This is a genomic window from Curvibacter sp. AEP1-3 (assembly GCF_002163715.1).
GTDB lineage: Bacteria > Pseudomonadota > Gammaproteobacteria > Burkholderiales > Burkholderiaceae_C > Allorhodoferax.
Window position 1 is genome coordinate 3,590,843 of record NZ_CP015698.1, and the last position, 22,929, is coordinate 3,613,771.

Genomic DNA, 22,929 nt, shown 5'->3' on the forward strand with positions numbered 1-22,929 from the left:
TGATGCATAAGTCCGTTGATGGCTGCCGGAGTCGCTGCACTTGTCGGCGCGCCTCGCTCCCTCCTATACTGGCTGAATGAACGAGTTAGTACATTCCAATAAAGAGACAGACAAACCCACCCGCCGTAAAGCTGCTGTGGGCGCTCCCCCGGTGGCTGGCAAGGGCAGTGGCGTGAAGGCCCCCACCCGCACCAACGACCCGGCGCGCACCATGGCCGGCATTCTGGAAGTGGCGACGAAGGAGTTTGCCGAAAAGGGCTTGAGCGGTGCCCGCATCGACGCGATTGCCGAGGCTACCCACACCAGCAAGCGCATGATTTACTACTACTACGGCAGCAAAGAGGGCCTGTACCTCGCTGTGCTGGAGGAGTCCTACCGCCGCATGCGGCAGATCGAGGCGGAGCTGCACCTGGAAGATTTGGAGCCTGAGGCGGCCTTGCGGCGGCTGGTGGAGTTCACCTTCGACCGGCACGCCGACAACGAGGATTTCATCCGCCTAGTGATGAACGAAAACATCGAGCAAGGCACTTATCTGGCCCAGAGCACGTCCATCCAGCAGCTCAACGTACCGGCCATCGAGTCCATTCGCCGGCTTTACCAAAGGGGCGTGGAGCAGGGCGTGTTCCGCGAGGGGCTGGACCCGGTGGATATTCACGCATCTATCTCGGCGCTCACGTTCTTCAACGTTTCCAACCGCCACACCTTCGGGCTGATCTTCAAGGACAAGGCCCGCAACGCCCGCTCTGCAGACCGGCGCGCGAGCATCACCGACATGGTGGTGCGCTTCGTGCGCAAGTAATTCCTTTCCGGCATAACAGCTTTCCCGGTTATGCCCGACCGGTTTAGGGAAAACCCGCAAACTTAAAAACTAACTAGTTCGTACATTATTGAAAGTACGACCCTGAGGAGCTTTCTGTGTTGAAAAAATTCATCGATGCCTACTGCCGTTTGATCGGCTACGTCATCGCCGCCGCGCTAGCGCTGATGGTGGTGCTGGTGTTCGGCAACGTGTTCATGCGCTATGCGTTCAACTCCGGCTTGACCGTGTCCGAAGAGCTGTCGCGTTGGCTGTTTGTGTGGGTGACTTTCCTGGGCGCAGTGATCGCATTGCGCGATAACGCCCACCTTGGCACCGACATGTTGGTGAGCAAGTTCGGCCCGACCGGCAAGCGCATCTTCATGGGCATTTCGCTCTTGTTGATGATCTATTGCCTGTGGCTCATCTTCAAAGGCACCTACGACCAATTTCTGGTGAACAAGGACTCTGAGAGCCCGGTGATGGAAGTGTCCATGGGCTGGTTCTATGCGGGCGGCATGGTGTTTTCGGCCTTGAGCTTCCCGATCCTGGCGCTGGAGCTTTTCCGCCTCGTGACCGGCCAGATTGCCGACAAGGACCTGATGCTGATTCAGGAATCTGAAGAAGCCCCTCACTAAGCCCCGGAGCCCCTTGACATGACGATCATTATTTTTCTGGGTTCCCTGATGGCGGCTATGGCTGTCGGCGTGCCTATCGCTTTTTCCCTGCTCTTGTGCGGTGCCGCCTTGATGTGGCACCTCAACATGTTCGATGCGCAAATCCTTGCGCAGAACCTGCTCGAAGGCTCCAACAGCTTCCCGCTGCTGGCGGTGCCCTTCTTCATGCTGGCCGGTGAAATCATGAACGCAGGCGGCTTGTCCCGCCGCATCGTGAACTTTGCCATGGCCCTGGTAGGCCACGTCAAAGGAGGCCTGGGGTACGTGACCATTGTGGCGGCCGTGATCATGGCCTCGCTCTCCGGCTCCGCCGTGGCAGATGCCGCAGCGCTCACCGCCTTGTTGCTGCCCATGATGGTGGCGGCCGGGCATGACAAAGGCCGCTCTGCAGGCCTGATTGCGTCGGCGGGCATCATTGCACCGGTCATCCCGCCGAGCATCGGCTTTGTGATCTTCGGTGTGGCAGCCAATGTCTCCATTTCCAAGCTGTTCATGGCGGGCATTTTTCCCGGCCTGATGTTGGCTCTGTCTTTGGTAGGAACATGGTGGTGGCTGGCTCGCAAAGAGCACATCACCCCTCCGCCCCGCAAAAACCTGGCCGAAGTTCTGGAAGCCATGCGTCTGGCAACCTGGGCATTGGTGCTGCCGTTCATCATCGTGTTCGGCCTGAAGTTCGGAGTCTTCACCCCCACGGAAGCGGCGGTAGTGGCGGCGGTGTACTCGCTGTTTGTGTCCACCGTGATTTATCGTGAGTTGAACTTCAAGAAGCTGGTGCCCTTGTTCGTCACTGCCGCCAAAACCAGTGCGGTGGTGATGTTCCTCGTCGCAGCTGCCATGGTGTCTGCCTGGTTGATCACCGTGGCCAACCTGCCCGCTCAAGTGGTGGCCTTGCTGGAACCCCTGCTGGACAGCCCCAAGCTGCTGATGTTTGCCATCATGGTGCTGGTGATCGTGGTGGGTACGGCGCTGGACATGACCCCGACCATTCTGTTGCTGACCCCCGTGCTGATGCCGGTGGTCAAAGCGGCAGGCATCGACCCGGTTTACTTCGGCGTGCTGTTCATCATCAACAACGCCATCGGCCTGATCACGCCGCCGGTGGGCACCGTGCTGAATGCGGTGGCCGGTGTGGGCAAGGTCAGCATGGACGAGGTAACCAAAGGCGTGGTGCCTTTCATGATTGCCCAGTTCGCCATCATGTTTTTGATGGTGCTGTTCCCGCAGCTGGTGATGGTGCCGGCCCGCTGGTTCTATTGACCCCATTCCAAGCCTGTGCGTGATGGGTACGCCACGCACAGAATTCTTATTCACCGCGTACGCCTGTTTTCACCCAACTAACTGTCCAGGAGACAACTCATGAAGCGACTGTTTATCAAATCCGTCTTGGCAACCGTGGCATTGGCCGCGTGTGGGCTGGCATCTGCCCAGGACATCAAGGAACGCACGATCAAGTTCGGCTTGAACAGCCCTGAAGGTCACCCCGCTGTGGCCGGCATGCGCAAGTTCGCATCTGCCGTGGAAGCCAAATCCGGCGGCAAGATGAAGGTGCAGTTGTTCCTGAACGGCGCGCTCGGCAGCGACCAGGCGACCCTGTCCGCATTGAAGGGCGGCACCGTGGAAATGGCCGTGATGAACTCCGGCATTCTGGCCAGCGAAGTGAAAGCCCTCGAAGTGTTCGACTTCCCATTCATGTTTGCCAATGAAAAAGAAGCGGATGCCATCGTGGACGGCCCCATCGGCCAGAAGATGCACGCCGCTTTGGCCGACAAGGGCATCATCGGTTTGTCGTACTGGGAACTGGGCTTCCGCAACATCACGACCGGCAAAAAGCAGATCACCAAGGTGGACGACATTGCCGGCCTGAAGCTGCGCGTGATTCCCAACGCGATCAACGTGGACTGGGTGAAAGCACTGGGCGCGAACCCCACACCCCTGCCGTTCCCTGAGGTGTACGCCGCATTGGAGCAGGGCGCGATTGACGGCCAAGAGAACCCGATTGCCGTGATTGCGGCCAACAAGTTCTGGGAAGTGCAGAAGAACGTGGCCCTGACCAACCACCAGTACAACCCCCAGTCTGTGATCTTCAGCAAGAAGGTGTGGGACACCATGTCTCCCGCTGAAAAGAAAATCATTGACGACTCCGCAGATGAAGCCGTGAAGGCCCAGCGCGAGGCCAACCGTGCTGCCTTGAACAACAACCTCGAGTTGCTCAAGAAGAACGGCATGACGATTACGACCCTGCCCGCGGCCGAAATCGCCAAACTGCGTGAGAAGATGAAGCCCGTGATTGACAAGCACAGCGCTGCCCTGGGCACCGTGGTGGCTGAAGTGCAGGCCGAGTTGGCCAAGATGCGCAAGTAATCACACCGTGTGGAGCGGCCCGCGAGGGACGCTCCACGATTGATTCCATCTTCTCTAGAGGTTTGTATGAAAGTCCTGATGCTCCACGGCATTAACCACAACATGTTCGGCAAGCGCGATCCGGTGCAGTACGGCACCATCACGCTCGATGAAATCAACGCCGACCTGGCGGCCTTGGGCCGTGAATTGGGTGTGGACGTGGAGACCTTTCAAACCAACCATGAAGGCGCCATGTGCGAACGCATTCACCAGGGCTATACCGATGGTGTGGACGCGGTCCTCATCAACGCCGGTGCCTGGACGCATTACAGCTACGGCATCCGCGACGCGCTGGCCATCCTGACCTGCCCTATCGTGGAGTTGCACATGTCCAATATTCATGCCCGTGAGGAATTCCGCCATAAGTCAGTGTTCGCGGAAATCGTCAAGGGCCAGATCGCAGGCTTCGGCGTGGACAGCTATCTGCTGGCCCTGCGCGCCGGGGTATCTGCGGCGAAAGCTGCGAAAAAATGATCATCAACGGCAATACAGAGCTCATTGTTCATCTCGGTTACCCGACCCACGCCTTCAAGGCGCCCATGATCTACAACCCCTGGTTTGAAAAAGCCGGGGTCAATGCCGTGGTGGTCCCCATGGGCTCCAAGCCCGAAGACTTCCCCGGCTTTTTGCGCAGCGTGTTCCAGCTCTCCAACATCCGGGGCGCTTTGATCACCATGCCGCACAAGGTGGTGACGACCACGTTGGTGGATGAACTGTCCCCCACGGCGCAGATTGCAGGAGCCTGTAACGCCGTGCGCCTGGGGCCCCAAGGCCAGTTGCAAGGCGACATGTTCGATGGCGCCGGCTTCGTGCGCGGGGTGCTGCGTAAAGGCTTGGTTCTTAAGGGCGCTCGTGCCTTGGTCGTGGGAAGCGGTGGCGTGGGCTGTGCGATTGCCGCATCGCTGGCAGCCGAGGGCTTGTCGGCGTTGGCGCTGTTCGATGTGAATGCAGAGGCCGCTGAGGGGCTGGCAGCACGTTTGCGCCAGCACTACCCGCAGATTGACGTCAGCACCGGGTCGACCGACCCGGCAGGTTTTGACCTGGTCGTGAACGCCACGCCTCTGGGCATGAACGAGGGCGACCCTATGCCCCTGGATGTGTCACGCCTGTCGGCCAGCACCTTTGTGGGTGAAGTGGTCATGAAATCCGAAACCACGGCGTTTCTCGCTGAAGCCATTCTGCGCGGATGCAGAGTGCAGGTAGGCTCGGACATGCTGTTTGAGCAGATTCCGGCGTATCTCGAATTCTTCGGCCTGCCCAGCACCAGCGCCGATGAGCTGCGTTCGCTGGCAACCTTGCAATACCAATAGGCCTGCAAGCGGGCCTTTTTTCAGGTGTTTATCGGGCGGCTGTGAGCAGCCACTCGCGGCGGAACAGCCAGTCCTGTACCTGCCAGAGGTTGTCCAGCGTGACTTCGCCGTCCTTGTGCCGGCTCTTCACGTGCCAGCGCTGCGCCAGCAGGGTGCACTGGGGTAGGCAAGACGGAGGCTCGTTCAAGTCTTCCTGCAGCCAGATCACGGCATCAAATTCATTCAGCAAGCGTGCCAAGCGTTCCTTGGGCGGCATTTCGGGATAGAGCGCGCCGGTGTTGCGGCCTTCAGCGTCATAGGGCGTGATGCGGGCGCCATGCAACTGGAAGTGATAGCGCTCGTACTGCCCGGTAAAGCCGTTGGGCACAGCGACCCGCTGGCCTTTCATTTGGGCTTCCATTGCAGGGCTGTAGCCTGCCTCGTCCTTGGAAATGGGCTGGACCATGAGCGTGAAGCAGCCATACACCGCAAGTACCGCTACAAGGCTGGCGTTGGCAGCCCATGATTTTCGATAAAAACCGACTATGGCGCCCGCGATACCTGCGCTGGCAGCTATCAAAGTAATAGCGACTTCCGTGGTCGAGGCCATCCCCAACGTGCCCATGACCCAGCTGATACGCCCCAGCATCACCAGCGCCGGCAGGGTGATCAGCAGCGTCAGCCAGAACCAGACGCGCGGTAGCCGGTCCCACACCAGTGCCATGGCAATAGCCACCGCAGGCATGGCCGGAATCACATAGCGCTCCGAGCGCTGGTTGGGGATGGTGAACACCACCAGCCACACCACCACCCAGGCCAGAAGCACCCACAACGCGGGGCTCAGTCGCTTCGGCTGGAGCAGCGTGCCGGTGTGGCGCAAGGCCAGCAGGCAAAAGCCCAACACCGGCAGAGCCAGCAGGCCGCCGTTGGCCGGGTAAGCCAGCAACTGGGTCCACATGGGGTAAGGGCCGGAGAGGGCAGCTTGCCAGTAGCCCATGCTGCTGGACATCTTGCCCGCGTTCTCGGCCACGACAAACTCCTGCCAGACGCTTGCCGGGTCCGGGTCCAGCACAAACCACAAGGCAAAGATTCCAACGCCAATCAGCGTGCTCCAGCCCGTGCCTATGGTCGTGCGAATGGCCGGGCGCCAGCTCCAGGGCGTGCTCAGCAGCACCGCGCACCACAAGGCGGCAGCGGCCGGTGCCACCAGCGCAAAAGACTTGTAGGCTGCGCCCAAGCCCATCGCGATGCCGAACAAGGTGTAGGCGAGCGGGCCGGGCGTGGCGTCTGCCGGGTGCCCCATGCCCGTGGTGCTTTCACGCAAGCGCAGCCAAAGCACCCACCACATGGGCAAGGCCAGCCAGAAGGTTTCGGGTGCGGAGGTGAGGTACACCCGCCCGTAGCGGAAGGTGCAGAAAAACAGCAGATACAAGGCAGCCGCCACGCAGGCAGTGCGCAGGCGCTTGGATGCCTCGCTCATGCGATAGGCAAAAAACGCCAGCAAGGCAGTGGTGGCGAACGTGTAAATGATGCTGGGCAAGCGCAGTGCGAACAGACTCCAGGTCTGGCCCCAGCCACCTGCCACCATGGCCTGCCAGATCAGCAAGGGCGGTTTGGTATTGCGGGTGCCCACCAGTTCGGACTGCAGTGGCAGCCAGTGGCCGCTCTCGGCAGTCATGCGCGCGATGTGGATATACACCATCTCGTCGCCGTTGGTGGGCGCGTAACCACCACCCAGACCGAACAGGTACAGCGCAGCTGCTACAAAAACAAGAGCTAGCCACGCACGTTCGGTGAGCGCTAGAGGCCCGAAAGGCTTGTGGATAGGCCCCATGGTCTGCTCAGTCGCGCTTGCGTTTGAAGGTCCAACGGTCGTTGGCCAGAAAGTTGCTTACGCTGGCGGCCACAATGGCGATGATGTTTGCCAGGCGGTAATCCATGCTGCCAGACAGCAATAGGGTTAGCACATATTGCATGCCGCTGCCGAATGCGGAGGCTGTGACGTACTGCCCGAACTCCATGCCCAAGAGGCGCAGGCTCACCGGTTGCACCTCGCCCGCTTCCAGGGTCTTGACCCGGTCGGACCAGGTCCACAACCGGTTCCAAGTGAAGTTGTTCAGGGTGGCCAGTGCGATGGCCAGAGCCAGCGAGAAGTAGGGCTTGTTGTAGCCGGCTTCGATGTGGTTGAACAGGTACTCGTGCCCGAAGTGCAAGACCGCCAAGTTCACCACCGTGCCGCTGGCACCGACGATGCCGAACTTGATGTAGCGGTAGCGCTCCAGCAGCCCGAGTGCCCAGAGCACCAAACGTTGCACAGCGCTCATGCTGCGGCACCTGCACTGGCAGATGCATTATTCAAAAATGCCAGTGCCTGGTCCAGCACCGGATCGGGTGCAATGCGCTTGAGGCACTGGTTGTCGCCGTCACAAAAAGTCAGGCGGTGGTTGTAGGCGGTAAGGCACGGGGAGCAGGCAATGCCGCTTTCCAGAATGATGGTGCGATGCCCCAAGGGACCATACAGCTTGCCGGTTTCCGGCCCGAAGAACACCATGGTCTGAATAGGAGTGACCGTGGCGAAGTGGCTGGGGCCGCCGTCGTTGGTGATCAGCAGGGCACTGGCGTGCATGAGCATGAGCAGCTCGCGGATGCTCTTGGTGTAGCCGGTGAGGTTCAGGCAGGCCGCGTCGCCCACTTGGGCTTGCAGGTCACGCGCCAGCACAGCGTCGTCTTTCAGGCCGATCAGGCCGACTGCATAGCCGGCATTGCACAGCCCTTGCACCACGCGCGCATAGTGGCTGGCAGGCCAAGCCCGCTCAGGCAGGATGCCGCCGCCGGCATAAACCAGCACGAGACGCCGTTCTCGTGTCACAGGGTGGTCGCTCTCCAGCTTGCTGCGGTAAGTTTCCAGCTCGGTATCGGTGAACTTGACGGAAAGCTCGGTGTCCACCGGTGTGTTCCGGATCGCAGCGGGGCGGTTGCGCGGCATGCTGTACGGCGCATCCAGCGCATCCACCAGTGACAAAAACTGCTTGCTGATGTGCTGGTAGGGGTTGTACGGAATGCTGTGGTTGATGAAACTGCCGCGGTACAGGCCTTCCTGCGTGTGCGGGGTGAACCCCACCCGCACCGGCGCACCGGTGCTGAAAGACAGCAGGGCGCTCACACGCGAAAACAGCTCACAGTCGATGACTGCATCCAGCCCGATACTTCGGAACTTCAGGCTGACTTTGAGAATGTCCGAAATCAGCGAGCCGCCCGAACTGTCGTCCAGCGTGTGCATGTGCTCCACGTCCGTGAGCGACAGCAGTTTGGAGACTTCCTGGTTCTTTTTGAGCTGCAGGATGTGGACGGCAGCACCGGGATACTTGCGGCGTAACTCTGCAAACATGGGGCCTGCCAGCACGATGCTACCCATCTCAGACAGCAGGATGACCAGGATGTTTTTCGGCGCAGCCGGCATACGGGCCGGTGTGCCGAATAGCCCCGTCAACCGGACCCATGCAGACACACCGCCGCAGAGTAGCTGGCCGGCCCAGCGGTCAATGAAGCGTTGTGTCTGGATGTTCATGGGCAGTGCTTACTTCAGGCCGGCAGCGGCACGCAGCGCAGCTGCCTTGTCAGTGCGCTCCCAGGTGAACTCGGGCTCTTCGCGGCCGAAGTGGCCGTACGCCGCGGTCTTTTCGTAGATGGGGCGCAGCAGGTCCAGCATCTGGATGATGCCCTTGGGGCGCAGGTCGAAGTGTTCGTTCACCAGGGCGGCGATCTGGTCGTCAGGGATGACGCCGGTGCCTTCGGTGTATACGGTCACGTTCATGGGCTTGGCCACGCCGATGGCGTAGGCCACTTGCACCTGGCACTGGCGCGCCAGACCGGCGGCCACCACGTTCTTGGCCACATAGCGGGCTGCATAGGCGGCAGAACGGTCCACCTTGGACGGGTCTTTGCCGGAGAATGCGCCACCGCCGTGGGGGCAGGCGCCACCGTAAGTGTCCACAATGATTTTGCGACCGGTCAGGCCGCAATCACCCTGGGGTCCGCCGATCACAAAACGGCCGGTGGGGTTGATCAGATAGCGGGTGTTCTGCAGCCACTCTTTGGGCAACACCGGCTTGATGATTTCTTCAATGATGGCTTCGGTGAACGAGGCCTTCATCTTGTGCTGGGTTTCGGACTGGTCAGGGCTGTGCTGGGTAGACAGCACCACGGTGTCGATGCTATGGGGCTTGCCGTCCACATAGCGCATGGTCACCTGGCTCTTGGCGTCCGGACGCAGGAAGGGCAGGCGGCCATCTTTGCGCAGTTGCGCCTGGCGCTCCACCAGACGGTGGGCGTAGTAGATGGGGGCGGGCATCAGCTCGGGCGTTTCGTCACAGGCGTAGCCGAACATCAGGCCCTGGTCGCCGGCACCGATGTTGAGGTGGTCGTCAGACGCATGGTCCACGCCCTGGGCGATGTCGTTGGACTGCTTGTCGTAAGCGACCAGCACCGCGCAACCTTTGTAGTCGATGCCGTATTCGGTGTTGTCGTAGCCGATGCGTTTGATGGTGTCGCGAGCAACCTGGATGTAGTCCACATGCGCGTTGGTGGTGATTTCACCGGCCAGAACCACCAGACCGGTGTTGGTCAGGGTTTCGGCCGCCACGCGGGAGCGGGGGTCTTGTTTGAAAATCGCATCGAGAATCGCGTCAGAAATCTGGTCTGCCACCTTGTCAGGGTGACCTTCAGATACGGATTCAGAGGTAAAGAGGAAATCGTTCGCCATAGTAGTTCTCCAAAAAAACATCAAGACGCGTTGCTTGAGCTTTGGAGCTTTCAGCGAACGCTTTAGCAGATACGCCGGAATCGGCGAGGCACAATGGCTTCTTTTTGATCAGTTGCCCCTGTGAAGTCACCCTGCAAGTAGTTCTATAACTCGGTGACATCGTGAATTTTAGCCCACCCATGGCCTTTGTATTTCAATTCCTCTCCCGCTGGCCTTTGTGGTTGTTGCACCGCTTGGGGGCTGTGTGCGGTTGGCTGGTCTACGCGCTGTCCCCCGGCTACCGCAGTCGCTTGCAGGACAACGCCAGTCAGGCAGGAATTCTCGATGCAGACCGACGCAAAGCAGTGGCAGCTGCCGGTCGAATGGTGATGGAGCTTCCCCGGCTATGGCTGGGTGCCCCGGTGCCGGTGATGTGGGACGGTGCCCATCACATTGAGCAAGCGCTGGCTGAGCAGCGCGGGATTATTTTTTTGACACCTCACTTGGGCAGTTTTGAGGTGACTGCACAGGCCTTTGCAAGTCGCTTCGGGGTATCCGGCGCGCCCATGACGGTGCTGTACCGGCCCGCCCGTCAAGCGTGGCTGCGCCGGATTATTGAGGCCAGTCGTGCGCGACCGGGTCTGCACACTGCACCTGCCAACCTGGCGGGAGTGAAGCAGCTGATCAAAGCCCTGCGGTCAGGGCAGTGTGTGGGTCTGCTGCCCGACCAAGTGCCCCCTGGGGGTCAAGGCGCTTGGGTTCCTTTTTTTGCACGCGATGCTTACACCATGACGCTGGCCGCGAGGTTGGCCCAGCAAACCGGTGCCCGTCTGGTCTTGGCGTGGGGTGAGCGTTTGCCGGCCGGTGCGGGTTACAAAGTCTGTGTGCGGCCTTACGAGCTGGCCTTGTCACTGGACTTGACGGAAGCCACCGCCCAGATCAATGCCGCCATGGAGCAGGTCATCAGGGAATTGCCTTCTCAATACCTGTGGGGCTACGCGCGCTATAAACAACCCCGGCGGCCGGACCTGGCAGTCGGACAGGAAAGCCATAAAGAATGAGTCGTTGGATATTGCGTTGCATTGAGGTACTGGGCCGGTTGCCGCTGCCGTTGCTTCGGGGTTTGGGGGTCGTGTTTGGTTGGGCTTTGTACCTGCTGGTTCGCTCACGGCGGAGGGTGGTGGATATCAACCTGACAATCTGCTTCCCCGAATGGACGCCCTCATTCCGTAGCAGGCAATCGATCCGCACTTTTGTCGCGTTCGCCCAAGCGTGGCTGGATCGAGGCTGGTTATGGCATGCAAGCCCTGAGGTACTCAGGGAGCGCTTACGCTTGTGCGGAGCTCTCGAAGAATTGGCGGGCGAAGCGCCCACTGTTTTGTTCGCCCCGCATTTCGTCGGCTTGGATGCCGGATGGACAGCCTTGACCCAGCAGGGCAAGCGCAGCTATACGACCATCTATACCGACCAAGCCAACAAAGTGGCTGACGCTTGGATATTGGCCGGGCGCAAGCGATTCGGCGGACGGTTGTTCGGTCGGGTTGAGGGGGTGAAGCCCATCATTGCGGGACTGAAGGCAGGAGAGCCGCTGTACCTCTTGCCCGACATGAATTTCGGTCCGGAAGAGTCCTTGTTCGTGCCGTTTTATGGTCGCCCGGCCGCGACCGTTCCATCCCTGTCGCGCTTTGCCCGCTTGTCGCGCGCAAAGGTGGTACCCATCCTTTGCCGCCTGACGTCCACCGGCTACGAGATCGAGGTACTCCCCGCTTGGATGGATTTTCCCAGTGGGGACTTGGAGGCAGATACGGCCCGCATGAACCGCACGCTGGAAACTTACATCAAACAGATGCCCGAGCAGTATTACTGGGTGCACAAACGGTTTAAAGACCAGCCTGCGGGCATGACGCCGCCTTACTGAGCGTCGGTGGCAGGAATTGCCTGCGCCTCCAGGGATGGTGTATCGGGGTGTGCCCAGTCCCATAGCAGCGTAGCCACTTCGTCGATGCCGGTGCGCTTGGTCGCAGAAAACAGACGGACTTCGCCCCCGCCGGCTTGTAGCTTGGTAATGGACAGCACTTTGGCGCCCTCAGAGCGGGTCAACTTGTCGGCCTTGGTCAAAACGACCAGGAATTTCAAGCCTTCTGCTACGCGGGGGCGAATGACGTCCAGCAGGATTTCATCCAACTCAGTCATGCCATGTCGCGGATCGCACATGAGCACAATGGCCTTCAAGTTCTTGCGCGTGACCAGGTAATTTGCCATCACCTGTTGCCAGCGGATTTTGTCCTGCTTGGGAACGGCCGCATAGCCATAACCCGGCAAATCGGTCAGCACGGCGTCGGTGGCGCCTTGTTTGCCCAAGGCAAACAAGTTGATGTGCTGGGTGCGCCCGGGCTTCTTGGAGGCGAATGCCAGCTGCTTCTGCTGGGTCAGTGTGTTGATGCAGGTGGATTTGCCCGCGTTGGAACGTCCGACAAAGGCAATTTCAGGTACGTCCAGCTCGGGCAGGAAGTGCAGTTGGGGGGCGGTGGTCAGGAATCGGGCGGTATGCAGCCAGCCTAGTGCGATGGTGGCTGCGCTTTTCTCAGGAGGGGCTGAAATCGTCTTGGAAGGGGTCGCGCCCTTTGGGTTTTGTGTTGTGGTCATTGATTTGGAAGGTAAACCCAGAGCTGCATTGTAGAATGGCGCTGTTCCGCCCACCAGACACAACATCCCTATGAAGTTGATTGCTCAATTGATCATCGCAGCCTCCGTGGCTACGCTCGCTGTTTCTTCCTTTGCGGAAGAGCCGAAAAAAGAGGCCGCTGCAGTTGCAAAGCCGGATCTGGCCAAGGGTGAGGCAAGCTATGGCGCTGTGTGCGCTGCTTGCCACGGCGCCGACGGCAACTCTGGTACGCCCGCCTACCCCAAGCTGGCACAACAGCACCCCGAATACCTGGTGAAGCAGTTGCAGGAGTTCAAGTCCGACAAACGCAATAACGCGGTCATGAAGGGCTTTGCGTCTGCGTTGAGCGACGAGGACATGAAAAACATCGCTTACTGGGTGACCAGTAAAAAAGCCAAACCCGGTTTCGCGAAAGACAAAGAACTGGTGACCTTGGGTGAGCGTATTTACCGCGGTGGCATTGCAGACCGTCAGGTCGCTGCCTGTGCCGGTTGCCACAGCCCGAACGGCGCTGGTATTCCTTCCCAATACCCTCGCTTGAGCGGCCAGCATGCCGATTACACCGTGGCCCAACTGACAGCATTCCGCGACGGAGTCCGCAAGAACAACCTGCAAATGACACAAGTGGCTGCGAAGCTGAATGACCGCGAAATCAAGGCGGTAGCCGACTACGTCGCCGGGCTGCGCTAAAGCGTCGGCTTTCTGTGGTTCTTGAGGGAACCAAAGGGAGCGCAGACAACCCAACAGGCGGGACCATCAACACGATGGCCCGCTTTTTTTTTGATGATTTTCCTCCATGACTGTTTCAACCCAAGGCATTGAGCTCAATGTCGGTTCCCGTGCCTGGCGTGCCGGCGTGGAGCTGCTGTCCTCCATGCGGTTTGCCATCTCACTTTTGACGGTGATTTGCATTGCTTCGATCATCGGAACCGTTCTCAAGCAGCACGAACCGGTCGGGAACTACGTCAACCAGTTTGGCCCGTTCTGGGCGGAAGTTTTTCAGCGCGCCAGTCTTTTCAATGTTTACAGCGCATGGTGGTTTTTGCTGATCCTGGCGTTTCTGGTGGTGAGCACTTCGCTATGTGTGGCCCGGAACACACCCAAGATACTGGCTGATTTGCGCTCTTACAAGGAAAACATCCGGGAGCAAAGCCTGAAGGCTTTCGGGCATAAAGCGCAGGCGCAGATGCAAGAGTCGCCGGAGGCTGCCGCCCGTCGTTTGGGTGGCTTGCTGGCAGGTGGCGGTTGGAAGGTCAAGCTCCAATCCCGCGAGACTGCAAAGGGCACGGGGTGGATGTTGGCCGCCAAAGCGGGTGCTGCCAACAAGCTGGGCTACATCGCTGCCCACAGTGCCATTGTGCTGGTGTGCCTGGGGGGCTTGCTGGATGGTGATCTGGTCGTGCGTGCGCAAATGTTGTTTGCCGGTAAAGTTCCTTTCAAGGGTGGCGGGATGATTGCGGATGTTCCTGCTGAACACCGCCTGAGCGAGCGCAACCCGACATTCCGGGGTAACCTGATGGTGGCTGAAGGGACCCAGTCCAGCACCGCCATCCTGAGCCAGTCGGACGGCATTCTGTTGCAGGAGCTCCCCTTCGCTGTAGAGCTCAAAAAATTCATTGTGGAGTACTACTCCACCGGCATGCCCAAGCTGTTTGCCAGTGACATCGTTATTCACGATAAAGCCACGGGAGAAAAGATCCCTGCCCGCGTGGAAGTGAACCATCCGGCGAGCTACAAAGGCATTGAAATTTACCAGTCCAGTTTTGATGACGGTGGTTCGGCCCTGAAGTTCAAGGCGCAACCTCTTCGTGCCGGAGGTGCTGCTTTCGACTTGCAGGGCATTGTGGGTGGCAGCAGCGCCATTGCCAGCCGCGACAGTGGCAATGCAGATGACTTGACGGTGGAATACACGGGGCTGCGGGTGATCAACGTTGAAAACCTGTCTGCGGATGCCGGTGCCAAAACGGATGTGCGAGGTGTGGACTTGCGCTCTGCGGTAGATGCCCAGCTGGGCGCTGCCAACAAACACAAAGAGGGCAAAAGTCTGCGCAATATCGGGCCTAGCTTCAGTTACAAGTTGCGCGACAAAGCCGGACAGGCGAGGGAGTTCAACAACTACATGCTGCCAGCCGACCTCGGTGACGGCACCTCAGTGTTTTTGCTGGGCATGCGTGAGAGCCCCTCGGAACCGTTCCGTTATCTGCGGGTACCTGCGGATGCAGATGGTGGCATGGATGGTTTTCTCCGCTTGAGCCGCGCGCTGGCAGATCCTGAACTGCGTAAAGAGGCGGTCAGGCGCTACGCGACCAAAGCAATCGATTCCAAGCGCCCGGACTTGGTGGAGCAGCTCGCCGGGTCTGCGAATCGTGCGTTGACATTGTTTGCCGGTACAGACAAGTCGACAGCAGGTTTACAAGCTATCTCTGACTTTATTGAGGCGAATGTGCCGGAAACCGAGCGGAATAAAGCAGGCGAAGTGCTGGTTCGCATATTGAATGGTGTGCTCTACGAATTGGCCCAACTCAGCCGAGAAAAAGCGGGGTTGAAGCCCTTGCCCGCTGATGCCGCTACGCAAACCTTCATGACCCAAGCCGTACTGGCCCTTAGTGATGTGCCTCTGTATCCGGCTCCCTTCGTGCTTTCTCTGACCGACTTCACCCAAGTACAGGCCAGCGTGTTTCAGGTTGCCCGGGCACCGGGTAAGACCGTGGTGTATCTGGGTTGTGCACTCTTGATTCTCGGGGTCTTTGCCATGTTGTATGTGCGTGAGCGCCGATTGTGGATATGGTTGGAGCCTGTAGAAACAGGCTCTGGCATGACAGCGGCCACGATGGCGCTGTCCACCAACAGAAAAACCATGGATGGCGACAAAGAGTTCGACCACCTGAAACGCCGCCTGTTAGCCTGGAAGGAATAAGAAATGAGCGCACTACCCGCCAACGAAACAGTAGGTACCGATGGGTCGGTGACCTTGGAATTGAACGCCAGCTATTTCAAGCGCTCGATGTGGGAATGGCTGTTTGCAGTGCTTGTCATGGCAGGCGGTGTGTTTGCCTTTGTGCAATACCAGTCCGCCATGGACGTGTACGAAAAAGGCATCTTGTTGGGGGCCATGCCTGCTGCCATCTGGCTGGGATGGCTTTGGAAGCCACTGCAACGACTGATGCTGGTGGTTGCCGCTTTTTCATTGCTAGGAATTAACACTTACCAGAACGACCTTGCACGTGCAGAAACGGTGTTCTGGCTGAAGTACTTCTTGTCCAGCCAATCTGCGATTTTGTGGATGAGCATGCTGTTTTTCATGGCGACGCTTTTCTATTGGATTGGTGTGTTCGCCAAAGGGCGGGCTGACGGTTTGGAACTGGTCGCTTCCCGCTTGGTATGGGCCGCGGTGACTATGGCACTCATCGGGACCATGGTGCGTTGGTACGAGAGCTATCTGCTGGGTGCAGACATCGGCCACATTCCGGTGAGTAACCTCTACGAAGTGTTCGTGATGTTCTGCTGGATGACAGCTGTGTTTTACTTGTACTTCGAAGCGCAATACAAAACCCGCGCGCTGGGTGCCTTCGTCATGCTGGTGGTGAGTGCTGCGGTCGGTTTCTTGCTCTGGTACACCGTGGAGCGGCAAGCCCAAGAAATCCAGCCTTTGGTCCCGGCTTTGAAAAGCTGGTGGATGAAATTGCACGTCCCTGCCAACTTCATCGGCTACGGTACCTTTGCTTTGGCCGCGATGGTGGCTTTTGCCTACCTGATCAAGCAGCAAGCGTCGGAGACCAAGTGGTACCGCATGGCGCCGCTCTGGCTCTTGGGCGTGGTCTTGTGCTTTGAGCCCATCGTGTTTCGCAAGTCTTCGGTCACCGGCTTGAGTGACTACTGGGCCATGTACTTCGGCATTTCTGCCTTGATCGTCGCCGGCATTTTATTGGGGCGCAAAGCAATCGCAGCCAAGTTGCCCGATTTCGAAGTGCTGGACGACGTGATGTACAAGTCCATCGCGGTCGGATTCGCGTTTTTCACGATCGCTACCGTGCTGGGCGCCTTGTGGGCTGCAGAAGCCTGGGGTGGCTATTGGAGCTGGGATCCCAAAGAAACCTGGGCCTTGATCGTCTGGCTGAACTACGCTGCTTGGTTACATATGCGGCTGATGAAAGGCCTGCGTGGCACAGTAGCCGCCTGGTGGGCACTGGCGGGGCTGGCAGTCACAACCTTCGCCTTCATCGGGGTGAACATGTTCCTTAGCGGGTTGCACAGCTACGGAACTTTGTAAGAAAACACGGTCTCCCACGACCAAACTGGAAACAAGGAAGTCACCATGCATATCAAGTCCTCCTCTAACGGGTTCGAACATCCGGTTTCCAGCGAAATCACACCGCAGGTGGTCTATCAAGACCGGCGCCGCCTACTCAAACACATGGCAACGGGCGTCGCAGGCGCGGGTTTGGCGACCTGGGCTTCCCGAAAAGCCATAGCCCAAGGTGCAGGCTGGGGCGCAAAGCCCGGCAAGCTGGCTGCGCTCAACACCAAAGCCACGTCGGTGGACGGGGCGGTCACGTCCGAGAAGGTCACACCCTACAAAGACGCCAGCACCTACAACAATTTCTACGAATTCGGTACCGACAAGGCGGACCCCGCGGTCAACGCCCATACCCTCAAAACCACACCGTGGACGGTGGAGGTGGAGGGCCTCGTCAAAAAACCGGGCAAGTTTGCGATGGAAGACCTGCTCAAACTCAGCCCCATGGAAGAGCGGATCTATCGCCTGCGTTGCGTAGAGGGCTGGTCCATGGTGATCCCGTGGGTGGGCTATTCACTGGCTGAGCTGATCAAGAAGGTAGAGCCTTTGGGGAGCGCCAAGTATGTGGAGTTCGTGACGCTGGCAGACCCCAAAACCATGCCTTTTGTAGGTTCCAGAGTCCTGGATTGGCCCTACGTGGAAGGCCTGCGTTTGGATGAAGCCCAGCATCCGCTGACGTTACTGACCTTTGGCATGTACGGCGAGATATTGCCGAACCAGAGCGGGGCTCCGGTACGGCTGGTGGTGCCGTGGAAATACGGCTTCAAGAGCGGCAAGAGCATCGTGAAGATCCGCTTCACCGAGAAGCCACCGGCCACCGCTTGGAATAAGGCTGCAGCGAATGAATATGGCTTCTATTCCAACGTGAATCCGAACGTGGATCACCCACGCTGGAGCCAAGCCACGGAGCGTCGCATTGGCGAAGATGGCTTGTTTGCCAAAAAGCGCAAGACCTTGATGTTCAACGGCTATGAGGCCCAAGTGGGTCAGTTGTACGCCGGCATGGACTTGAAGAAGTTTTTCTAAATCCGGCGGACGTTGATGAACACGTGGTTGCTACACCGCGGTGCCAAACCGTGCCTGCTTTTGGCGATTTGCGCTCCCTTGGCCTATCTGGTGTGGGCTGCGGTGGCCGAACAGTTGGGTGCAAATCCGGCTGAAGCCCTGATCCGGTCCACAGGAGATTGGACCTTGCGTTTGCTCTGCCTGACGCTGTTGATCACCCCACTACGGGTCGTCACTGGCTGGTCCGGATTAGCCCGCTTTCGCCGCATGGTGGGCGTTTCGACTTTTTGCTACGGCCTTCTTCACTTGGCTGCTTACAGCTGGTTGGACATGGGGCTGGAGCTTGCTGACATCGTTGTCGACATCGTAAAGCGGCCGTTTATTCTGGTCGGCTTTGCAGGGATGGTGTTGCTCACTGCGTTGGCTGCCACGTCCTTCAACCGGGCGATCAAAGCGATGGGGGCAAAGCGGTGGCAGACTTTGCACCGAAGTGTGTACGCGATTGCTGTATTCGCCATCCTCCACTTCTTCTGGATGCGCGCCGGCAAAAACAATTTCGCAGAGGTGGCGGTATATGCCGCCATTCTGAGTGCTTTGCTCGGGTGGCGTGCCCGGAATTTTTGGATAAAAAGGACTGCTGGCGCCCGTTGAATATGCGCGAGCAGCTATTCTTTTTATAGCGTTTAGAGCAGCTTTTCGCCGCGGATCTGGTCGGCAAAGCTGTCGCGCTGACGGATCAAATGGCTCTGTGCACCGTCCACCAACACCTCGGCAGCTTTAGGGCGGGAGTTGTAGTTGCTTGACATGCTCATGCAGTAAGCGCCTGCCGACAGAACTGCGAGCTTGTCGCCTGACTGCACTTGCAGTGTGCGGTCGTGACCGATCCAGTCCCCGCTCTCGCACACCGGGCCCACTACGTCAAACACTTCAGCGCCCGATGATTGAGAGGCCGCCTGCTTAACAGGCACGATGGTGTGGAAGGCCTGGTACATGGCCGGGCGGGGCAGGTCGTTCATGGCCGCGTCCACGATACAGAAATTCTTCTGTTCTCCGGGCTTCATGTACAGAACCTCAGTCACACAGACGCCTGCGTTACCCACCAGGGAGCGTCCGGGCTCAATCATGAGCTGCCGCTGGCCGAAGCCACGTGTGTCGAGCTTGGCGAGCAGCTTGTGCCACAGGGCGTCGGCAGCCGGAGGCGTGTCTCCGTTGTAGTTGATACCCAAGCCGCCGCCGAAGTCGATATGGTGAATGGCGATGCCTGCGGCTTCAATCGACTCCACCAGATCCAGCATGCGGTCCATGGCATCGAGGTAGGGCGTTTCCTCCGTGATCTGGGAGCCGATGTGGCAGTCGATACCCACGACCTTCAGGCCGGGCAGCGCGGCAGCGCGCTGGTAGGTCATCAGCGTGCGTTCGTGCGCGATGCCGAACTTGTTGCCTTTGAGGCCGGTGGAGATGTAGGGGTGCGTCTTGGGGTCGACGTTGGGGTTGACGCGGATGCTGATAGGGGCCTGCATGCCCATGCCGAGCGCGACCTCGTTCAAGACATCGATCTCGGCTTCGCTTTCCACGTTGAAGCAGCCGATGCCAACTTCCAGGGCGCGGGCCATTTCAGCACGTGTTTTTCCGACGCCAGAAAAAATGACCTTGCCAGCATCGGCACCGGCGGCCAGGACTCGCGCTAATTCGCCTTCAGACACGATGTCGAAGCCGCATCCGGCTTTGGCGAACAATTGCAGAATGGCCAAGGAAGAGTTGGCCTTCATCGCATAGCAAATGCGGGCATTGCGCCCTGCAAAGCCGCGCTGGTAGGCCGCGAGCGCGTCCAGCATGGAGGCCTTGGAATAAACAAACAGCGGCGTACCATGGGTGCTGGCCAACGCATCCAGCGAGCAGCCCTCCACGTGGAGCTGACTGTTCTCATAATGGACGTGGGGCTGGCCGGGTAGAAGAGTGGCGCTCATGGTGCAGGTGTGGTGTCTGAAGCTTTGGTGGCTGGAAGGGGCGTTGTGCTGCTGGCCGGCGACACTTTGGGTGGAACTTTGGGTAGAAAAAGCGGGCCTGTTTGGCCGCATGCCCCCAAAGTAAGCACACAAATCAGCGGGATCAAGCCTCTGACTAGAATTCGCGTTCGATTCAACATAGTGAAATTGTAATGACCGACCCAGAATTCATGAGTCTTGCCGAGTCTTTGTTGCGTGCTTTGGAGTTGTCATGCGATCGCATCAACGACGAATCGGATGCTGATGTGGACAACCAGCGGGTTGGCAGCATGGTGACACTGACTTTTGCTAATCGCACCCAGATCATCGTGAATTTGCAGAAACCCTTGCATGAGGTCTGGATGGCAGCCAAGTCTGGTGGCTACCATTACAAATGGTCTGGCACCGAATGGCAGGACACCAAAGGGCAGGGCGAATTTTTCGCGGCCTTGAGTGCCAATGCCAGCCAGCAAGCCGGCATGGACTTGGTGTTTACAGCGGGCTAGTTTTTGAAAAGATCGATAATTTTTTTCTTTTCATCCGCAGCGGCAGGGGCTTCAGCTGGCGTATCCGGTTTATCACTCAATCCCAGAGTGCTAACGCCAGCCCCGTGTGTGAATTCCTCGTAGTACCACTCATTGCCTAGTTTCACGACACCTTCCGGTGCAGTGGGCTCTGAAACTGGTACGCCCTTCAGGGCCGTCTCCATGAAGCTGATCCAGACAGGCAGGCTCAGGCCTCCACCGGTTTCGCGGTCACCCAGCTTGCGGGGCGTGTCGTATCCTATCCAGGTGATGGCAGTGAGAGTGGGCTGATAACCAGCAAACCACGCGTCCATGGAGTCGTTGGTCGTGCCGGTTTTGCCGTACAAGTCCGGCCGCTTTAAGGTGGCCTGTGCACGTGCAGCAGTTCCAGACCGGGTTATTTCCTGCAAAAAGCTGCTCATCATGAAGGCATTGCGCTCGTCAATGGCACGCTCTGTGTCTGCCAAAACCGGCGGCTCTGTCTCTACCAATACTTTGCCCCGTTGTTCGCTGACTTTGGTAATGAGCCAAGGGTTCACTCTGTAGCCACCGTTTGCGAACACAGAGTAAGCACTTGCCATTTGCATCGGTGTCACCGCGCCGGCACCCAAAGCCATAGTGAGATACGCGGGGTGCTTGTCCGCCTCAAAGCCGAAACGGGTGATCCACTCTTGTGCGTAGGGTGCGCCTATGGAGTTGAGAACCCGGATGGAAATCATGTTCTTGGATTTGGCCAGGCCGCGTCGCAGGGTCATGGGTCCTTCAAAAGTACCATCGTAGTTTTTGGGTTCCCAAGGTTGTCCGCCGGTTACGCCTGCATCAAAAAACAAAGGCGCGTCGTTGACAACGGTTGCTGGACCGAAACCCTTCTCCAAGGCCGCAGAGTAGATAAAGGGCTTGAAGCTAGAGCCAGGTTGGCGCCACGCTTGTGTGACGTGGTTGAATTTGTTTTTGTTGAAGTCAAAGCCGCCGACCAGTGCTTTGATCGATCCGTCCCGAGGGTCTAGGGCTACGAAAGCACCTTCCACTTCCGGTAGTTGGGTAATTTCCCACGTTCCTTTGGCCGTTTTTGCAACCCGGATCAAGGCCCCCTTGCGGAGTTTGATGTTAGGGGGCGCTTTGTCGGATAGGCCGGACTGGGCTGGCTTCAGGCCGTCACCAATGATCTCCACAATTTCTCCACCCTGACGCTGTGCTTTGATGTGCTTGGCGTCTGCCTCCAGCACGACGGCAGCCATCACGTCTCCGTTGTCGGGGTGTTCGTCCAAGGCTTCATCAATTGCATCTTCCAGTTCCTGGCCCTTGGCAGGTAGTTCCAGAAACTTCTCAGGGCCGCGGTAGACCTGACGACGCTCAAAGTCCATGATGCCCCGCCGAAGTGCGCGGTAAGCCGCGATTTGCTGTTCGGATTTGAGAGTTGTGAAGACGTTCAGGCCGCGCGTGTAGGTCTCTTCTCCATACTGAGAAAACATCAGTTGCCGCACCATTTCGGCGACATATTCCGCATGTATCGGGTTTGCGCCCGGGCCGTTCTTGACCTTTAGTTCTTCATTTCGGGCTGTCTCAGCTTCTTCATCTGTGATGAATCCGTTCTCGAGCATGCGATCAATGATGTACTGCTGGCGTGCTCTCGCGCGTTTCGGATTACTGATCGGGTTGTAAGCGGAGGGGGCCTTAGGGAGGCCCGCCAGCATGGCAGCTTCCGCAATTGAGATGTCCTTCAGTGGCTTCCCGAAGTAAGTTTCAGCAGCCGCTGCAAAACCGTATGCACGATTCCCCAAGAAGATCTGGTTCATATAGATCTCAAGGATCTGATCTTTGGACAGCAAATGTTCTAGTTTAAAAGTCAGCAGAATTTCATAGATCTTGCGAGTGAATGTTTTTTCCGAGGTCAGGTAGACATTGCGCGCGACCTGCATGGTGATGGTTGATGCCCCCTGACTTTTGACGCGCCCTACGTTAGCCAACCCCGCGCGGATCACGCCGATATAGTCCACCCCGCCATGCTGATAGAAACGTGCATCCTCAACGGCTAGGATCGCGTCTGTCATGGCTTTGGGGATTTCCTTGATGGGGGTGAGTTTTCGGCGCTCTTCACCGAACTCCCCGATCAAGTCCCCCTCTGCTGAATAAATTCTTAAAGGCAGCTTGGGGCGGTAATCAGACAGGTCGCTAATGTCCGGAAGGTTGGGGTAGGCCATGGACAACGCGAGTGCGACCAATGCCAGTATGGAAAAAATGCCAGCTGTGGCGAGGCCCACGAGCCAAAAAAGAGTGACCAATGCCCAATGTCGTGTCTTGGGTTTGGCAGTTTTGATGGAGTCTTGTGGATCTGGCATAGCAATCTTGGGCGTTCGGATCATTATAAAAATGACACCGTTGAGGGCCTCACTGGCAGGCATGGATGAAGGATCACATCCTGCATCCTGAAATGCTGACGACCCCGCTAAGATGAAATCGTATCCGAAAGGCGGCGTTTAACGTCTGCTTTTGACAACGTTATAAATTGTCAGAAAGTGAAAAAACCTTTGCCGCTCAATACTCTTGCTG

Annotated in this window: 22 protein-coding genes; 14 read left to right on the plus strand and 8 right to left on the minus strand. The window is 58.3% G+C overall.

Annotation, left to right across the window (positions count from 1 at the left end):
* Window positions 1-76: 76 nt before the first annotated feature.
* From AEP_RS16840 to AEP_RS16865, 6 genes are all read left to right on the plus strand, one after another.
* A complete protein-coding gene (locus AEP_RS16840; RefSeq protein WP_198301845.1) occupies window positions 77-799 on the plus strand; it encodes a TetR/AcrR family transcriptional regulator in 723 nt (240 codons plus the stop codon).
* Between the two features lie 116 nt (window positions 800-915).
* A complete protein-coding gene (locus AEP_RS16845) occupies window positions 916-1,434 on the plus strand; it encodes a TRAP transporter small permease (protein ID WP_087496458.1) in 519 nt (172 codons plus the stop codon).
* Between the two features lie 18 nt (window positions 1,435-1,452).
* Window positions 1,453-2,730 (plus strand): TRAP transporter large permease subunit, encoded by a 1,278-nt coding sequence (locus tag AEP_RS16850; RefSeq protein ID WP_087496459.1) that lies wholly within the window; start codon window positions 1,453-1,455, stop codon window positions 2,728-2,730.
* Window positions 2,731-2,829: 99 nt separating this feature from the next.
* Window positions 2,830-3,834, plus strand: a complete 1,005-nt coding sequence (locus tag AEP_RS16855) for a TRAP transporter substrate-binding protein (protein ID WP_087496460.1) — start codon at window positions 2,830-2,832, stop codon at window positions 3,832-3,834.
* 66 nt (window positions 3,835-3,900) lie between these two features.
* A complete protein-coding gene (aroQ, locus tag AEP_RS16860) occupies window positions 3,901-4,347 on the plus strand; it encodes a type II 3-dehydroquinate dehydratase (protein ID WP_087496461.1) in 447 nt (148 codons plus the stop codon).
* Window positions 4,347-5,183 (plus strand): shikimate dehydrogenase family protein, encoded by an 837-nt coding sequence (locus AEP_RS16865; RefSeq protein WP_087497398.1) that lies wholly within the window; start codon window positions 4,347-4,349, stop codon window positions 5,181-5,183. The genes aroQ and AEP_RS16865 overlap by 1 nt, the downstream gene beginning before the upstream one ends.
* A gap of 28 nt (window positions 5,184-5,211) precedes the next feature.
* On the opposite strand, the gene AEP_RS16870 is transcribed toward AEP_RS16865, so the two are convergent.
* The 4 genes from AEP_RS16870 to metK are packed head-to-tail and all read right to left on the minus strand — an operon-like array spanning window position 5,212 to window position 9,924.
* On the minus strand, window positions 5,212-6,996 hold the full coding sequence (locus AEP_RS16870; protein WP_087496462.1) for an ArnT family glycosyltransferase: 1,785 nt from the start codon (window positions 6,994-6,996) through the stop codon (window positions 5,212-5,214).
* A 7-nt stretch (window positions 6,997-7,003) separates the two neighbouring features.
* The gene (locus AEP_RS16875) at window positions 7,004-7,486 is read right to left on the minus strand and encodes a GtrA family protein (protein WP_087496463.1); all 483 of its coding nucleotides are present in this window, start codon (window positions 7,484-7,486) and stop codon (window positions 7,004-7,006) included.
* Window positions 7,483-8,730: a glycosyltransferase family 9 protein gene (locus AEP_RS16880; protein ID WP_087496464.1), complete on the minus strand. Its 1,248-nt coding sequence runs from the start codon at window positions 8,728-8,730 to the stop codon at window positions 7,483-7,485. Before AEP_RS16880 ends, AEP_RS16875 begins: the two co-directional genes overlap by 4 nt.
* Before the next feature lie 9 nt (window positions 8,731-8,739).
* Window positions 8,740-9,924: a methionine adenosyltransferase gene (metK, locus tag AEP_RS16885; RefSeq protein WP_087496465.1), complete on the minus strand. Its 1,185-nt coding sequence runs from the start codon at window positions 9,922-9,924 to the stop codon at window positions 8,740-8,742.
* Between the two features lie 179 nt (window positions 9,925-10,103).
* Between metK and AEP_RS16890 the strand changes: the two genes are divergently transcribed.
* Window positions 10,104-10,964, plus strand: coding sequence for a lysophospholipid acyltransferase family protein (locus AEP_RS16890; RefSeq protein WP_087496466.1), 861 nt, complete (start codon window positions 10,104-10,106; stop codon window positions 10,962-10,964).
* Window positions 10,961-11,821: a lysophospholipid acyltransferase family protein gene (locus tag AEP_RS16895; RefSeq protein WP_087496467.1), complete on the plus strand. Its 861-nt coding sequence runs from the start codon at window positions 10,961-10,963 to the stop codon at window positions 11,819-11,821. The genes AEP_RS16890 and AEP_RS16895 overlap by 4 nt, the downstream gene beginning before the upstream one ends.
* Here the strand turns inward: AEP_RS16895 and yihA are convergent.
* Window positions 11,815-12,549, minus strand: coding sequence for a ribosome biogenesis GTP-binding protein YihA/YsxC (yihA, locus tag AEP_RS16900; protein WP_442873340.1), 735 nt, complete (start codon window positions 12,547-12,549; stop codon window positions 11,815-11,817). The two genes, AEP_RS16895 and yihA, sit on opposite strands and share 7 nt — an antisense overlap.
* Before the next feature lie 70 nt (window positions 12,550-12,619).
* On the opposite strand from yihA, the gene AEP_RS16905 reads away from it, so the two are divergent.
* The 5 genes from AEP_RS16905 (at window position 12,620) to AEP_RS16925 (ending at window position 18,521) form a co-directional block, all read left to right on the plus strand.
* Window positions 12,620-13,258, plus strand: coding sequence for a c-type cytochrome (locus AEP_RS16905; protein WP_087496468.1), 639 nt, complete (start codon window positions 12,620-12,622; stop codon window positions 13,256-13,258).
* A 106-nt stretch (window positions 13,259-13,364) separates the two neighbouring features.
* On the plus strand, window positions 13,365-15,485 hold the full coding sequence (locus AEP_RS16910; protein WP_087496469.1) for a cytochrome c biogenesis protein ResB: 2,121 nt from the start codon (window positions 13,365-13,367) through the stop codon (window positions 15,483-15,485).
* 87 nt (window positions 15,486-15,572) lie between these two features.
* A complete protein-coding gene (gene ccsB / locus AEP_RS16915; protein WP_442873371.1) occupies window positions 15,573-16,838 on the plus strand; it encodes a c-type cytochrome biogenesis protein CcsB in 1,266 nt (421 codons plus the stop codon).
* Window positions 16,839-16,883: 45 nt separating this feature from the next.
* Entirely contained in the window at window positions 16,884-17,891 is a 1,008-nt protein-coding gene (msrP, locus tag AEP_RS16920) for a protein-methionine-sulfoxide reductase catalytic subunit MsrP (protein ID WP_087496471.1), read from the plus strand.
* A gap of 15 nt (window positions 17,892-17,906) precedes the next feature.
* Window positions 17,907-18,521: a sulfite oxidase heme-binding subunit YedZ gene (locus tag AEP_RS16925; protein ID WP_087496472.1), complete on the plus strand. Its 615-nt coding sequence runs from the start codon at window positions 17,907-17,909 to the stop codon at window positions 18,519-18,521.
* Window positions 18,522-18,553: 32 nt separating this feature from the next.
* Here AEP_RS16925 and lysA read toward each other — a convergent pair whose 3' ends face one another.
* Together lysA and lptM are read right to left on the minus strand one after the other, a co-directional pair.
* Entirely contained in the window at window positions 18,554-19,837 is a 1,284-nt protein-coding gene (gene lysA / locus AEP_RS16930) for a diaminopimelate decarboxylase (protein WP_087496473.1), read from the minus strand.
* The gene (lptM, locus tag AEP_RS21410) at window positions 19,834-20,016 is read right to left on the minus strand and encodes an LPS translocon maturation chaperone LptM (protein WP_428983776.1); all 183 of its coding nucleotides are present in this window, start codon (window positions 20,014-20,016) and stop codon (window positions 19,834-19,836) included. The genes lysA and lptM overlap by 4 nt, the downstream gene beginning before the upstream one ends.
* Before the next feature lie 12 nt (window positions 20,017-20,028).
* Here lptM and cyaY point away from each other — a divergent pair, with 12 nt between their 5' ends.
* The gene (cyaY, locus tag AEP_RS16935; protein ID WP_087496474.1) at window positions 20,029-20,361 is read left to right on the plus strand and encodes an iron donor protein CyaY; all 333 of its coding nucleotides are present in this window, start codon (window positions 20,029-20,031) and stop codon (window positions 20,359-20,361) included.
* Here the strand turns inward: cyaY and AEP_RS16940 are convergent.
* Window positions 20,358-22,718, minus strand: a complete 2,361-nt coding sequence (locus AEP_RS16940) for a penicillin-binding protein 1A (protein ID WP_087497400.1) — start codon at window positions 22,716-22,718, stop codon at window positions 20,358-20,360. The two genes, cyaY and AEP_RS16940, sit on opposite strands and share 4 nt — an antisense overlap.
* Window positions 22,719-22,929: the final 211 nt, after the last annotated feature.

Bases quoted from the DNA above. Each gene is read 5' to 3' on its own strand.
- AEP_RS16840 (WP_198301845.1), top strand. From the start codon at position 77: ATGAACGAGTTAGTACATTCCAATAAAGAGACAGACAAACCCACCCGC.
- AEP_RS16850 (WP_087496459.1), top strand. From the start codon at position 1,453: ATGACGATCATTATTTTTCTGGGTTCCCTGATGGCGGCTATGGCTGTC.
- AEP_RS16855 (WP_087496460.1), top strand. From the start codon at position 2,830: ATGAAGCGACTGTTTATCAAATCCGTCTTGGCAACCGTGGCATTGGCC.
- aroQ (WP_087496461.1), top strand. From the start codon at position 3,901: ATGAAAGTCCTGATGCTCCACGGCATTAACCACAACATGTTCGGCAAG.
- AEP_RS16870 (WP_087496462.1), bottom strand. From the start codon at position 6,996: ATGGGGCCTATCCACAAGCCTTTCGGGCCTCTAGCGCTCACCGAACGT.
- AEP_RS16875 (WP_087496463.1), bottom strand. From the start codon at position 7,486: ATGAGCGCTGTGCAACGTTTGGTGCTCTGGGCACTCGGGCTGCTGGAG.
- AEP_RS16880 (WP_087496464.1), bottom strand. From the start codon at position 8,730: ATGAACATCCAGACACAACGCTTCATTGACCGCTGGGCCGGCCAGCTA.
- metK (WP_087496465.1), bottom strand. From the start codon at position 9,924: ATGGCGAACGATTTCCTCTTTACCTCTGAATCCGTATCTGAAGGTCAC.
- AEP_RS16890 (WP_087496466.1), top strand. From the start codon at position 10,104: ATGGCCTTTGTATTTCAATTCCTCTCCCGCTGGCCTTTGTGGTTGTTG.
- AEP_RS16895 (WP_087496467.1), top strand. From the start codon at position 10,961: ATGAGTCGTTGGATATTGCGTTGCATTGAGGTACTGGGCCGGTTGCCG.
- yihA (WP_442873340.1), bottom strand. From the start codon at position 12,549: ATGACCACAACACAAAACCCAAAGGGCGCGACCCCTTCCAAGACGATT.
- AEP_RS16905 (WP_087496468.1), top strand. From the start codon at position 12,620: ATGAAGTTGATTGCTCAATTGATCATCGCAGCCTCCGTGGCTACGCTC.
- AEP_RS16910 (WP_087496469.1), top strand. From the start codon at position 13,365: ATGACTGTTTCAACCCAAGGCATTGAGCTCAATGTCGGTTCCCGTGCC.
- ccsB (WP_442873371.1), top strand. From the start codon at position 15,573: ATGTGGGAATGGCTGTTTGCAGTGCTTGTCATGGCAGGCGGTGTGTTT.
- msrP (WP_087496471.1), top strand. From the start codon at position 16,884: ATGCATATCAAGTCCTCCTCTAACGGGTTCGAACATCCGGTTTCCAGC.
- AEP_RS16925 (WP_087496472.1), top strand. From the start codon at position 17,907: ATGAACACGTGGTTGCTACACCGCGGTGCCAAACCGTGCCTGCTTTTG.
- lysA (WP_087496473.1), bottom strand. From the start codon at position 19,837: ATGAGCGCCACTCTTCTACCCGGCCAGCCCCACGTCCATTATGAGAAC.
- lptM (WP_428983776.1), bottom strand. From the start codon at position 20,016: ATGTTGAATCGAACGCGAATTCTAGTCAGAGGCTTGATCCCGCTGATT.
- cyaY (WP_087496474.1), top strand. From the start codon at position 20,029: ATGACCGACCCAGAATTCATGAGTCTTGCCGAGTCTTTGTTGCGTGCT.
- AEP_RS16940 (WP_087497400.1), bottom strand. From the start codon at position 22,718: ATGCCAGATCCACAAGACTCCATCAAAACTGCCAAACCCAAGACACGA.